Annotated in this window: 14 protein-coding genes and 1 pseudogene; 14 read left to right on the top strand and 1 reads right to left on the bottom strand. The window is 32.4% G+C overall.

What is annotated here, in order from left to right; translation table 11 throughout:
* The first annotated feature begins 4 nt into the window (after positions 1–4).
* The 8 genes from ACWPW7_RS20415 (at position 5) to ACWPW7_RS20380 (ending at position 8,199) form a co-directional block, all read left to right on the top strand.
* Complete coding sequence (locus tag ACWPW7_RS20415) at positions 5–2,377, top strand: excinuclease ABC subunit UvrA (RefSeq protein WP_454055028.1); 2,373 nt, start codon at positions 5–7, stop codon at positions 2,375–2,377.
* Positions 2,378–3,379: a serine hydrolase domain-containing protein gene (locus ACWPW7_RS20410; protein WP_454055027.1), complete on the top strand. Its 1,002-nt coding sequence runs from the start codon at positions 2,378–2,380 to the stop codon at positions 3,377–3,379.
* A gap of 170 nt (positions 3,380–3,549) precedes the next feature.
* Complete coding sequence (locus ACWPW7_RS20405; RefSeq protein WP_454055026.1) at positions 3,550–3,693, top strand: hypothetical protein; 144 nt, start codon at positions 3,550–3,552, stop codon at positions 3,691–3,693.
* A 451-nt stretch (positions 3,694–4,144) separates the two neighbouring features.
* Positions 4,145–5,416: a helix-turn-helix domain-containing protein gene (locus tag ACWPW7_RS20400; RefSeq protein WP_454055025.1), complete on the top strand. Its 1,272-nt coding sequence runs from the start codon at positions 4,145–4,147 to the stop codon at positions 5,414–5,416.
* Between the two features lie 87 nt (positions 5,417–5,503).
* Complete coding sequence (locus ACWPW7_RS20395; protein ID WP_454055024.1) at positions 5,504–5,659, top strand: hypothetical protein; 156 nt, start codon at positions 5,504–5,506, stop codon at positions 5,657–5,659.
* 255 nt (positions 5,660–5,914) lie between these two features.
* Positions 5,915–6,292, top strand: a complete 378-nt coding sequence (locus ACWPW7_RS20390) for a hypothetical protein (protein ID WP_454055023.1) — start codon at positions 5,915–5,917, stop codon at positions 6,290–6,292.
* A gap of 393 nt (positions 6,293–6,685) precedes the next feature.
* On the top strand, positions 6,686–7,954 hold the full coding sequence (locus ACWPW7_RS20385) for a hypothetical protein (RefSeq protein ID WP_454055022.1): 1,269 nt from the start codon (positions 6,686–6,688) through the stop codon (positions 7,952–7,954).
* Between the two features lie 86 nt (positions 7,955–8,040).
* Entirely contained in the window at positions 8,041–8,199 is a 159-nt protein-coding gene (locus tag ACWPW7_RS20380) for a hypothetical protein (RefSeq protein WP_160289184.1), read from the top strand.
* A 417-nt stretch (positions 8,200–8,616) separates the two neighbouring features.
* Here ACWPW7_RS20380 and ACWPW7_RS20375 read toward each other — a convergent pair whose 3' ends face one another.
* Entirely contained in the window at positions 8,617–9,909 is a 1,293-nt protein-coding gene (locus tag ACWPW7_RS20375) for an L-cysteine desulfidase family protein (protein WP_454055021.1), read from the bottom strand.
* Positions 9,910–10,219: 310 nt separating this feature from the next.
* On the opposite strand from ACWPW7_RS20375, the gene ACWPW7_RS20370 reads away from it, so the two are divergent.
* The 6 genes and pseudogenes from ACWPW7_RS20370 (at position 10,220) to ACWPW7_RS20345 (ending at position 13,858) form a co-directional block, all read left to right on the top strand.
* Positions 10,220–11,389 (top strand): MalY/PatB family protein, encoded by a 1,170-nt coding sequence (locus tag ACWPW7_RS20370; RefSeq protein WP_454055020.1) that lies wholly within the window; start codon positions 10,220–10,222, stop codon positions 11,387–11,389.
* Between the two features lie 45 nt (positions 11,390–11,434).
* Positions 11,435–12,745, top strand: coding sequence for a dicarboxylate/amino acid:cation symporter (locus tag ACWPW7_RS20365; protein WP_454055019.1), 1,311 nt, complete (start codon positions 11,435–11,437; stop codon positions 12,743–12,745).
* An 11-nt stretch (positions 12,746–12,756) separates the two neighbouring features.
* Positions 12,757–12,913: pseudogene (locus ACWPW7_RS20360) on the top strand (Rid family hydrolase); the annotation flags it as partial.
* Between the two features lie 12 nt (positions 12,914–12,925).
* On the top strand, positions 12,926–13,180 hold the full coding sequence (locus ACWPW7_RS20355; protein WP_454055018.1) for a glutaredoxin: 255 nt from the start codon (positions 12,926–12,928) through the stop codon (positions 13,178–13,180).
* A gap of 42 nt (positions 13,181–13,222) precedes the next feature.
* Positions 13,223–13,591, top strand: coding sequence for a RidA family protein (locus ACWPW7_RS20350; RefSeq protein ID WP_454055017.1), 369 nt, complete (start codon positions 13,223–13,225; stop codon positions 13,589–13,591).
* Between the two features lie 12 nt (positions 13,592–13,603).
* Positions 13,604–13,858 (top strand): glutaredoxin, encoded by a 255-nt coding sequence (locus ACWPW7_RS20345; protein ID WP_454055016.1) that lies wholly within the window; start codon positions 13,604–13,606, stop codon positions 13,856–13,858.
* The last annotated feature ends 4 nt before the right edge of the window (positions 13,859–13,862 follow it).

Raw genomic sequence — 13,862 nt, 5'->3', positions numbered from 1 at the left:
TTTAGTGAAAGAAATAAAAATTAAAAATGCTCATATGCATAATCTAAAGAATATTGATGTCACAATTCCAAAAGATAAATTAATTGTTGTCACTGGAGTTAGCGGTTCAGGAAAATCCAGTTTAGTTTTTGATCTTATTTTCGAGGAGGGAAGAAAACAATATTTACAATCATTAGGTATGAGTTTAGAATTTGACGATAACAAATTTGATAGTATTACTGGATTAAGTCCAACTATTGCAGTGAAACAAAGTCTTGTTCGTCAAACAAATTCTCGTTCAACAGTAGGTTCGAAAACTGGCATTTTAAATATGCTTGCCCTCCTTTTTTCTAATGATGGCAAAATGGTGAATGAAGAGACAAATTTTAATATAGAGGATGATGAAAAGTTAGATTCAAGCTATTTTTCATATACATCGCCAAATGGTATGTGCATGAAATGTGGTGGTCGTGGAAAATACTTCAACGTCAATTTAGATAAAATTATTCCAAATAATGAAATTACAATGCAACAAGTGTTCCAAAATATTGGTGCTACTTCTGGATATATGAATTTATTACAACGGAAATACCATGAATATTTCTATACTCCTTTTAATCAGTTACCCTATGACCTCAAAGATGAGTTAATTTATGGCATTCCAACAAATAACTCAAATAATGTTAGTTACTGTATTGAAAGAGTCTTGCATAATCGTTATTTACGTGGTGAGAGCTTGAAAGGAATTTATGAAATGGAAACTTGCGAATCCTGTCATGGATTTAGGGTTGGTGAAGAAGCTAGAAGTGTTTTTCTAGATCATCGTCATATTGGTGAAATTGGTAACATGACTTTATCGCAAGTTCGTAATTATTTGCAAGAATTATTGTCTCAAAACACTCTAACAGAATTTGGTTTTAAAATGACGAACACAGTTTTGAAAAAGATTAATGAATTAATAAGAGTTAGGCTTGGGCATTTGACTTTGTATCGTGAAATGCCTTCATTAAGTGGTGGAGAGCTACAAAGAATTTTTCTTAATTCACATTTGGATTCTGGAATGGATTCGCTTATATATATTTTTGATGAGCCAACCAGTGGTTTACACGAATTTGAAAAACAAGAAATATTACAGGCAATTCTTAAGCTTAAAAAGTCTGGTAATACTGTAATTATTGTTGAGCATGATAAATCAACTATTAAGCTTGCCGAGCATATTATTGATGTTGGCCCAAAAGCTGGTGTGTATGGTGGTGATATTGTCTATCAAGGAAACTTTGAAGGATTACTGAACGCTAAGCACTCAATTACAGGCAAATATTTGTCAGGAAGAATACCATTTCCTGTGCGACAAAGAAAAAATCTGCCAAAAACAAACATGAAACATATAACGATTCATAATGCAAAAACGAATAATTTAAAAGATTTAACTGTTTCCATACCTTTAAATCAAATGGTAGGTATAGCAGGAGTATCTGGAAGTGGAAAAAGTTCACTCATTTCTAAGACACTTTTACCACTACTTAAAAATAACTTCTATAAAAATACGCAAAGAAAACAATTTGAAGATGATTATGATGAAACACCTCCTCTCCTGCGACCTATTGTAAATCAAATAGATGGTATGGAACATATCCAAGATTATGTGGAAATTTCTCAAGCCCCTATTGGACGCAAAATGAATTCAACACCAATTTCTTATCTTGGATTATGGGATAAAATAAGAACTTTATTTTCACAACAACCAAAAGCTATGCAAAATAACTTATCAGCTGGACACTTTTCTTTTAATTCCAAAGGTGCATGTCCAGTTTGTAAGGGAAGTGGATTAGAAACTATTTCAATAGGTAATGATATTCATTTTGATAAAAGCTGCCATGAATGTAATGGTAAGAGATTTAATCATGATACTTTATCCATAAAATTCAAGGACAAAGATATTTATGATGTACTTGAAATGAGTATTACAGAAGCCCTCACCTTTTTTGAAGATATGAAGATTTCATTCAAACCTCTAAAAGTATTGGAACAAATTGGAATGGGATATATAAAGTTAGGTCAGCCAATTCCAACTTTGAGTGGTGGAGAAGCCCAAAGAATTAAATTAGCCAAAGAAATTGGGAAGCAGAAAAAAGGAAACATTCTCTATATACTAGATGAACCATCCACAGGATTAAGTCAATATGATACTGCCAAATTAATTACATTACTTGATGAATTAATTATTGATGAAAACTCTGTTATAGTCATTGAACATGACCTAGATATCTTATCTTCATGTGATTGGATTATAGAATTAGGAAAAGGCGGCGGTATTGAAGGTGGTAATATATTAGCAGAAGGAACTCCGGAGCAACTCAAAGAAAATAAAGATTCATTAACTGGGAGGTATTTGTAAATGGAAAATGGCTATACTCCAAATGCAGTTTGGGAAGCAAAGGAAAAGTTAGATCTAGAAATGTTATCGAATCTTGATTCTATTATTAAAACACAATATACAAATATTGAAGGAATACTTATTTTACAAGATGGTTATATTCTTCATGAAAAATACTACCACGGTAAAAACAAGGAGAATAAATTTCATGTAGCCTCTGTGACAAAAAGTGTGCTTTCAGCTTTGATTGGTATTGCTATAGATAAGGGTTATATAAAAAATATTGATGAAAAGGTGATTTCTTTTTTCCCAGAATATGAATTTAATGATAACAATAGAAATCGAAATCATATTACTATTCATCATCTTTTAACTATGACTGCACCTTTTCCTTTTCCAAACATGGGAGAGCCATTATACAGAATGATTCGTCGAAAAGACTGGATTAAATACTCTCTTGAAATACTTGGAGAAGGTGGACGAATTGGAGAATTTAAATACTCAACTGCGGGTGCACATATACTATCAGCCATTTTAACAAAAAGCGTTGGTATGAGTGCTCGTGAGTTTGCTAATCTCCATCTATTTGAACCTTTAGGAATTGAAAAGATGCCAGATTATCCTATGATATTTGATTTAGCTCATGTGTTCGGCGATGATGTACGTGGCTGGGTAAGTGACCCAAACCAATATTCAGCTGGTGGCTGGGGATTGACATTAACCCTACGTGAAATGGCAAAGTTCGGCCTTCTTTACCAGAAGAATGGTGTTTGGGAGAATGAACAGATTATTAGTAAAGAATGGGTGGATTTATCAACGACGTCTCATGGAAATGACTATGGATATCTTTGGTGGATAGATAAAGATAAAGAGATTTCTAGCATTCTGGCAGCAGGTTCTGGTGGAAATTTAATTGGCATATTTCCAGAAAAAAGAGCAACTATTGCAATTGCTTCCAGAATCACTCAACAACCACGTTATAGGGAGAAGCTTATAAAAGAACATATTCTTCCGTTTATTTAAAGAGAAAAGACGATTGCTAAATAAAAAAACACTATTTAGTAATTGTCTTTTTTCATCTTTTATAAAAATAAAATTCGAGTACAACGTTTGTTTTTTTATTAATACTATAAATAGACATAAAATGCTCCAAGTATTCTTCAGCAGTTCCTATTAATTTCACATATGCAAATATGAGATCAATGAAGCAAGGAAATAATGGAGCATATGGATTGCTTATAAATTTAATAAATAGCAATAGTAATACAAATATTAATTTCTATTATAAAGATCTTTCAGGAAAAACTGTTTCAAATTATTCTGTGAACATCAGATAATAGGTATTAACTATATTAATGAAAGAAAAAGGCCACACATTGGATTACAATTCCAGTGTATGGCCTGTTTTTGTATTTAGAAAACTACCTGCTATGCGGGTATGTTTAGAATGGCTTTAGTGATGATCATATAAAAAAATAATCTCCTTTTGCTAAAAAGATCACTGCAGTTTATATCTCCTAGTCATATATAGGTGAAGACAAAAACAAACAAAAAACAAGGAGGTAAAAGTATTTTGTAAATAAAGGATTATGTCCCTTAATGTAGAATTACATTAAATGAATGCAATAAATTAGATATAACTGGATGAATTTTTGTAGAATTAGTAGCAAGCGAAAGCAGTAATTCTTATGCGGGTTATAGAGAAGGGTTGGAAGAACATTTTTTAAAAAAATATTAAAATTGTATATTGAATTTTAGATTTCTTCCAGAAAAGTGAGGAGAATTGCAATGTATTTTGAAAATGAAATTTTACATCCAGGAGAAAAAATAAAAAAACTAAGGATAATGATACAAGCAGCACAAAAAGAACTTTCTAGTAAAAGTATAAGCCGAAATTTTATTAGTGCGATTGAAAATAAGAAAGCTGCATTAAGCATTAATGCAGCTGAGGTTATTGCTGATAACTTAAATAAAATAATAGATGATAGAGCATATACACTACCACATATAACTTCAGATGAACTACTTTTAAGTGAAGAAGAGCAGGCTATAAGAATTATAAAAAATGAAATAACAGAACTAAGTAAATATGAGAATGAATCAATGGAGCAGTTTAAATTAAAAGTTAATGATATTGAAAATATAATTGATTCATATAATATACCAGAAGACATAATGTATGATTTTTATGAAGTTGTTATTAATTTTTATTATAACAATTTTTATTATGAAATGGCTGAAATTTATATATTAAAAAAGTTAGATTTATCATCAATAGAACACAATAAAATAGAATATATTGAATCATTACTTACCAAGATGAAAATATGTATAAGGTTGAATAAAAATTCGAATATAATACATCTATGTGAATATATATTATATTTTATGAATAAAAATAAAATAGATGATGAAACGTATAGAAAAAGGATATATTTTAATATAGCGTTATCATGTAAAAAACTGAATAAGAGTAAAGAAGGATTGTGCTATATAAATAAGCTTAGATCAGAATTTCAGTTTACCGAAGTTGAGCTTAATGATATTATACTTTTAGAGGGTAAACTTTATCGGCAAATTGGGAACTTTAAACTTGCTGAAATAAAGCTACATGAATATTTAGAATCAAGTAAGAAAATGAAATGTAGTAGAAGTATAGTAGTTGGTTACAATGACTTAGCATATCATTATTGTTTTTTAAAAGATTATGGTAGAGCTAAATTTAATATTGATATGGCCATACAGGTTATTAACACTAGTAATATTGACAATAGATTATTAGCAATTGTTTTTCATGAGGCTTTCTGTATTTACATGAAATTTGATGAAGATAAAATGCTTTATTATTTTAATAAAACATTAGATAAAACATTTTTAATAAGTAATAATGAGCTAATACTAGATACAATAAACAGAATATTTGATTATTTTGAAGCAAAAGATAATAAGAATAAGAATTTAGAGATATTAAAAGATATAGATGAAAAAACTAAGACTTATGATAAGAAAAATGAGCTAGGAGAAATCTATGTAAGAGCATTTAGTTACATAGATTTCTAAAAAATATTAAAGTTCAATTTTTAACCATAAATAAGTTATTATAAGAATTAAATTATTTATAAATAATACGTTATGGAGGATTTAAAAATGAAAAAAAGAATTGGTATATTAGTATTAATGGGGTTAGTAGCTGTTAATACACTTTACACTACTGCATTTGCAAAAGAATTAAAAACTATTAATAAGGACTTCTATAATAAAACCATTATGATGCGTGCAGATGAAGACCCGGGTCCGTGGTAATAAAAATAAGAGTTATGCAATTTACTGTATAACTCTTATTTTTTCTATAGGAAATTATAAAATTTTAAATTTGTGGATAACTTTGTGAAGTCAGAAAATGTGGAGACGGTTGTATTGCTAGAAAAGAAATAGATTGAAATTGGAAAATACAATATCCAAAGTTTTGAACAAGAATTTATACTAAGTATTTTGAATTATAGGATTAACGGGATGTGGTACTATGTTATGTATAAATCCAGCGAGGTATAAAGTATTATGAAGAAGTTTAAAATTTTTGAATTATTTGCTGTGGTGGCTATTGTTGGACTAGTATCTGTATATAAGTTTATAGAAACACATAGCAAAAGGCTAGTTTTGGAAATATTTAATAATACCAATGAGGTGGTTATTGAAATGAGTGCCAATACTATAAAAATATCGAACAGGGATGATATAGATAAGCTAAGAAACCTTCTTGATGTTGTATCTTGGAATCAGTTGATTTATTATAACAAAAAGTCTTTTCCTGTGATTTCTATAATGTTTGATGAAATTGATATAGGAGTTTATCAAGATGAAGATACTGTCAATGTAAGTTACGGGGGCAAAATTAATCATTATAGGGTAAAGAGAGAAATAAAAAATGAAATTTAAGATAAAAGTGCATCTATACGGGGATTTGATGATGATATAGTAAAATAAATTTTCTGTTATGTCATCATGAAAATATTCTGTTGTGAATTGATAATAGCTTGGCAAATCAAACGTGAGCAAGAGCATTATGTGAAATTAGAAGAGCTTCAAAAATTAAAAGTTTATAATGGTAAAAATATTTTATAAATAAAGGATTATATCTCTTAATATAGAATTAGTTGAATGAATGTAATAAATTAGAATACTGGATGAATTTTTGTAGAATTAGTAGCAAGCGAAAGCAGTAATTCTTATGCGGGTTTATAGAAAAGGGTTGTAAGAACATTTTTTAGAAAAATATTAAAATTGTATATTGAATTTTAGATTTCTTCCGGAAAAGTGAGGAGAATTACAATGTATTTTGAAAATGAAATTTTACATCCAGGAGAAAAAGTAAAGAAACTAAGGATAATGATACAAGCAGCACAAAAAGAACTTTCTAGCAAAAGCATAAGCCGAAATTTTATTAGTGCAATTGAAAATAAGAAAGCTGCATTAAGTATTAATGCAGCTGAGGTTATTGCTGATAACTTAAATAAAATAATAGATGATAGAGCATATACACTACCACATATAACTTCAGATGAACTACTTTTAAGTGAAGAAGAACAAGCTATAATAATTGTAAAAAATGGTATAACAGAATTAAGTAAATATGAGAATGGATCAATAGAAAAATTTAAATTAAAAGTTAATGATATTGAAAACATAATTGATTCATATAATATACCAGAAGACATATTGTATGATTTTTATAAAATTATTATTGAATTTTATTATAATAATTTTTGTTATGAAATGGCTGAAGTTTACATATTGGAAAAGTTAGATTTATCATCAATAGAACAAAATAAGATAGAATATATTGAATCATTACTTACTAAAATGAAAATATATATAGAGTTAAATAAAAATTCTAGTATATTGCATCTAGGTGAATATATATTAAAATTTATGAAGAATAATAAAATAGATAACGAAACATATAGAAAAAGAATATATTTTAATATAGCTCTATCCTGTAAAAAATTGAATAAGAGCAAAGAGGGATTGCACTATATAAATAAACTTAAATCAGAATTTAAGCTTACTGAAGGTCAGCTTAATGATATAACACTTTTAGAAGGAACTCTTTATAGGCAAAATGGAGATTACAAGCTTGCAGAAATAAAGCTGCGTGAATATTTAGACTTAAATATTAAAATAAAATGTAATAGAAATATGGCAATTGCCTATAATGATTTAGCATATTATTATCATTTGTTAAAAGATTATGGAAGAGCCAAATTTTACATTGATATGGCCTTACAGGTTAGTAGTAATAATATTGATAATGAATTATTAGCGCAAATTCTTCATGAAGCGTTTTGTATTTATATGAAATTTGATGAAGATAAAATGCTTCATTATTTTAATAAAACATTAGATAAAGCATTTTTAATAAGTGATAACCAGATAATACTAGACGCAGTAAATAGAATATTTGATTATTTTGAATCAAAAGATAATAAGAATAGGAATTTAGAAATATTAAAGAATATAGATGAAAAAATTAAGAACTATGATAAGAAAAAGGCATTAGGAGAAATCTACTTAAGAGCATTTAGTTACATAGATTTTTAAAAATATTAAAGCTCAATTTTTAACTATAAATAAGTTATTATAATAATTATATTATTTATAAATAATAAATGTTGGAGGATTTAAAAATGAAAAAAAGAATTGGTATATTAGTATTAATGGGGTTAGTAGCTGTTAATACACTTTACACTACTGCATTTGCAAAAGAATTAAAAACTATTAATAAAGATTATTCTAATAATAAATCAATAGCTGTATGTTCAGAAGTAGATCCTAAACCATGGTAATAGAAAATAAGAGTTATGCAATTTACTGTATAACTCTTATTTTTTCTATAGGAAATTATAAAATTTTAAATCTGTGGATAACTTTGTGAAGTCAGAAAATACATAATTTACACAGTAGATATGGAGGAAAGAAAAATTTTTTAAGATCATTCTGTATTATAGTATATTTATATAAATTGCTGGGCATTTCTAAAAAATGTATAATCTTCTAGTTTAATAGGTTTTTTAATTCCATTAAATCAGCTTTCATCACAATCAAATTTTAATTTACGGCCTACTTCTATAGCAAACTCCCTGTAAGCCATACCAATTGCAGTAATAATATTTCCATCTACTACAAGAGGTGCTTTTACTAGTAAAAAAATACCCTGTAAGTTAACACAGCTTCTTTTCTGTGTCTATCTTACAGGGTGTTTTTTACTCTCTTTGGTCTTTCTCTATCATGATAGAGAGAATAGCTCGGTCTGTTTCAACCATGCCAGGATTGCTAACTTGTCCCATGTTTCGTATAACTTGTTCCGCTGTTACATCGCAGATTCCGTCTGATGGCTGCAGCGCTACGTCAGACACAGCCAGATAAGCGCACATTAATGCTGCATTTGTTGCAGTAGCTAGCTTTAAGGCACAACCGATTTTGCCACCATCACAAATCATACCTGTTAAATTTCCACTCATGTTGATAATGGCATTGGTAATTTGGCGGTCATTTCCGCCCATCAGCCATACCATAGCGGACGATGCTGCTGTAGCAGCGGATACGCCGCAGCCACAGGTGGCAGACAGCTTGCCTGTAAAAAGTTTGATATAAACATTCAGAGTGTGTGAAAATGCCAGTGCTTTTACCAGCTGTTCTTTGGAAGAATTTAAGTAACGGGCCATTTCGGCTACAGGCAGAATGGCTGTGATTCCGTGATTGCCGCTGCCAGCACTACTCATGACGGTGTAGGGACAGCCGCTCATACGACCTTCAGCGCTGCTGGCAACGCGGAGCATAGTACGGCTGAATAAATTATCTCCCATAATATCTGCGGTCATTTTTTCCCGGAGGGCAGAAGTGATGCCGATTCCCAGAGAATGCTCCAGACCATAGTCTGCCAACTTTTCATTCATATCAATGCCGTTCAACAGGAAGGAAAGTTCTTCTTCCCTACACTGATCAATCAACTGACGGATTTCAGCTACGCTCATAAGCTTCAGCTGCTGATGAAGAGAATCGTCAGAGTTGGCAGAGTATTCCTTCTGCATAAGCACATCATTATTTCGTTTGGTAAAAATGATATTGGAATGAGTGCCGCGGATTTTGCTGATTCCGATTCCGGCAGTGGTGATGATTTCCGCCCGTACGTATAACTGGACTTCTTCATGCTTAATCACTACTATAACCTGGCTGTCTTCTACAATTTTTATGGCTTTCTGGCTTACCTCTGGAGTGATGTCCTCTAAAAGCTCCAGCTTCTTCTCAGGATTTCCTATAACTGCTCCCAGTGAGGCAGCATATTTAAGGCCGACCCGATCGAAGCCAGGGATGCCTACAGACATTCCGTTTTTATAAATTCCCGGATTGACCTCTATTTTAATAGAAACAATTTTGCCTCCTATGGCATGATAGGCGTCCGCCGCAGCCAGTGCTACACAGACGGGTTCGGTGCATCCGAGGGCAGGAACAACCTCCTGCTTTAATAAGGCTAATAAATTTTCTTTTGTTAGCATTGGGAAAATCTCCTTTCAAGGTTTGTTTTTTACTTTATAAAGCAAAGAATATGCCAATCTTCGAATCAGAGAAAAAGAGAAGATTAGAACCAGAAAGAAAGGTAAAATAATCAAAAAATATGGTTAAAATGGTCAAATAAAACGTATTAACCATATATATAACCAAATAGACCAATTAAAACAAACTGTGAAGGCGAAAAAATATAATTTTTTTTAAGAAATGACAAAAAAAAATTTTGGCATGGTTTTTGCTCATTACATTTAGCATCAACTGCAAACAACAAGGACAGTGAAGAAAGGAAGATTTATTATGAAATATGATTTTGATGAAATCATTGACCGCAGTAATAACCGTGCTGCAAAGTATGATGAACGGATGAAAAAATTTGGTACAAGTGAAGTGATTCCTTTGTGGATTGCGGATATGGATTTCAGAACTGCTCAGCCAATCATCGATGCTTGCAAAAGGAAAGCTGAGGAAGGCATCTGGGGCTATACTTCTAGGCCGGACAGCTACTTTAAATCTGTACAGGAGTGGCAAAAAAGGCGAAGTCAATGGGATGTTGACGTATCTCTGATGAGCTGGAGCTTGGGAGTTGTTCCTGTATTATCGTCTATTGTCAAAATTTTCAGCCACACTGGTGACAAGATTTTGATTCAAACTCCGGTTTATCCAGAGTTTTATGATGTCACAGAGGCTTGGGAACGAGTAGTGGTAGAAAACCAGTTGATAGAAAAAAATGGAAAATGGTATATTGATTTTGAGGACTTTGAAAAAAAGGCAAAAGAGTGTAAGATTTTTCTTTTATGTAATCCTCACAATCCACTTGGGATTGTATGGGAGCCAGAGGAATTAAAACGGATGGCGGAAGTTTGTATTGCAAATGATGTGCTTATAGTATCAGACGAGATACATTCAGATTTAATTTTCCATGGAAAGAAGCATACGCCTACAGAAACACTTTCTAAAGAAATTGGAGAAAAAGTCATTACCTGTGTATCTGCAACTAAAACTTTCAACCTAGCAGGGCTTCAGGCTTCTACGACTATCTTTCCAAATGAACAGATGAAGCAGAAGTTTGACCGTTTCTGGATGAATATGGATATTCATAGAAACAATGCCTTCAGCTCAGTAGCCATGGAAGCAGCTTACAATGAAGGCGAAGAGTGGCTTACACAGTTGCTTGCTTACGTCTCAGAAAACTTTGATTTTATTAAAAAATATTTTGATGAAAATATTCCAAAAATCAAGCCAAATGTTCCAGATGCTACATATCTGATTTGGTTAGACTGTCGAGAATTAGGCATGACAAATGAAGAGCTTCGTGACTTTATGATCCATAAGGCTGGTTTAGGCTTAAATGAAGGATGTAGCTTCGGGCGTAGTCTTTCCGGCTACATGAGACTTAATGCAGCATGTCCACGTTCTGTACTAGAACAGGCATTGAAACAGCTAAAGGAAGCAGTTGATAAATTATAAAATACAAAGGGGAGCGTTTTTGTGAAATGCTAGGAAGGAGAAGGTATGGATAAGAAGAAACTATGGAAGCATTATCGATCTCCTCTCATTTTGCTTGGGGGGATTATTACTGGAGCTATACTGGGTGTTGTTTTGGGGGAAAAGGCAACAGTATTTGCGCCTTTGGGAGATATTTTTATTAATTTAATGTTTACTATCGTAGTTCCGATGGTATTTGTTTCAATAGCAACTGCTGTAGGAAGTATGCTGAATATGAAACGTCTGGGTAAAATCCTAGGAAGTATGGTGCTAACCTTTGTGGTAACTGGATGTTTCGCAGCAGTTCTGGTTTTGACGGTTGTCAATATCTGGCCGCCAGCAGCAAATACTGCAATTACAATGGCAAGTGCAGAGATGCAGGAGACTACAAACATTAGCTCTATGATTGTAGGCACTTTGACAGTTGACGATTTTTCTGGTCTTATGAGCCGTAAAAATATGCTGCCGATTATTGTATTTGCCATCATTTCCGGTCTGGCTGTATCTGCCTGTGGTGGTGAAGAAAGCTATGTAGGTAAGTTATTAGGAAACTTAAATGATGTGATTATGAAGATTGTAGAAATGATTATGAAACTAGCTCCTATTGGATTGGGTGCTTATTTTGCAAACCTAGTTGGTGAGTTTGGTCCTCAGCTGATTGGAGATTATGGACGTACAATGCTAATTTATTATCCGATGTGTCTTGTTTATGGAGTAGTTTTCTACCCGGCTTATGCATATTTTGCCGGAGGAAGGCTGGGAGTAAAGAAAATGATTCAGAATATTTTTAATCCTGCAATTACTGCATTTGCAACACAAAGTTCTGTAGCTACCCTGCCTGTTAATATGGAAGCATGTAAAAATATCGGAGTACCAGAGGATATCTCTAACATCGTTCTGCCTATGGGAGCTACCATGCATATGGATGGTTCCGTACTTTCATCCATAACTAAAATTGCTTTTCTATTTGGTGTGTTCCAAATGCCCTTTACAGGGGTAGGAACCTATGCAATGGCTGTAATAGTAGCAATTTTAAGTGCATTTGTATTATCTGGTGCTCCAGGTGGTGGTCTGGTAGGAGAAATGTTGATTGTCAGCTTCTTTGGTTTTCCAGGAGAAGCATTCCCATTAGTTGCTACTATTGGGTTTTTGGTGGATCCAGCAGCTACCTGCCTCAATTCGTCAGGTGATACCATTGCATCCATGATTGTCGCACGTTTGGTAGAAGGTAAGGATTGGATGTTAAAGAGAGAGAAAAATAAAATAAAAAGAAAGGAAGAAGAAGAGATGAAAATTCTGGAAATGACAAAAGCCCCTGAAACTAACGGAGCATCTTAGGGATATAAAGTAAAAAAGTATTTAAGACTACCTGCTTTCTGGCAAATATGAGGGATTTTGCAACTTTTAATGAGAATATTTCGTATCAAAGCCGGTCGCAGTTGTGCGGCAGTAAAGACCCTTTCAAAGGGTGTACTATGTGAAATTGAAGCAATTGCTATAAAATAAGGAGGAAATAATATGAAAATTACTGTAATTGGAAGCCATCTTTGCCCAGATACCTTAGCTGCATTAAATAAACTTTCTTCTGCTGGAGCAGATATCGATTTTAAGGATATCCTGTCCTGTTATGCAGATTTAAAGGAATATTTAAAATTGAGAGATACTAATGCTCTTTACGATGAAATCAGAGGAACAGAACGACTAGGAATTCCATGCTTTGTTTTAGAGAACAATGAACTGACCATGGATATCAAAAAGGCCCTAGAGGACTAAGAAAAAGATATTAAAGACATAATAAAGAAAGGAAGAAGAAACATGAAAATTATCGAAACAACAAAAGCTCCCGGAGCTATTGGACCATACTCTCAAGGATATGAGGTGAACGGAATAGTTTACACTTCTGGTCAGATTCCGGTTAATCCAGAAAGTGGAGAAATACCAGAGGAAATTGCAGAACAAGCAAAACAAAGCTGTGAAAATGTAGGTGCCATCCTAGAAGCGGCAGGCACAGGGTTTGAAAAAGTATTTAAGACTACTTGCTTTTTAGCAGATATGGGGGATTTTGCAATTTTTAATGAAGTTTATGCAAAATATTTCGTATCAAAGCCGGCCCGCAGTTGTGTGGCAGTAAAGACCCTTCCAAAGGGTGTATTATGTGAAATTGAAGCAATTGCTGTAAAATAAGGAGGAAATAATATGAAGATTACTGTAATTGGAAGCCATCTTTGCCCAGATACTTTAGCTGCATTAAACAAGCTTTCTGCTGGTGGAGCAGATATTGATTTTAAGGATATCCTGTCCTGCCATGCAGATTTAAAGGAATATTTAAAACTGAGAGATACTAATGCTCTTTACGATGAAATCAGAGGAACAGAAAGCCTGGGAATTCCATGCTTTGTTTTAGAGAACAATGAACTGACCATGGATATCAAAAAGGTTTTAGAAGGTTAAGAAA

The organism is Clostridium sp. Marseille-Q7071 (genome assembly GCF_965112025.1).
Note: the sequence above shows the minus strand (reverse complement) of the source record. Positions and strands in the feature narration are given on the sequence as shown.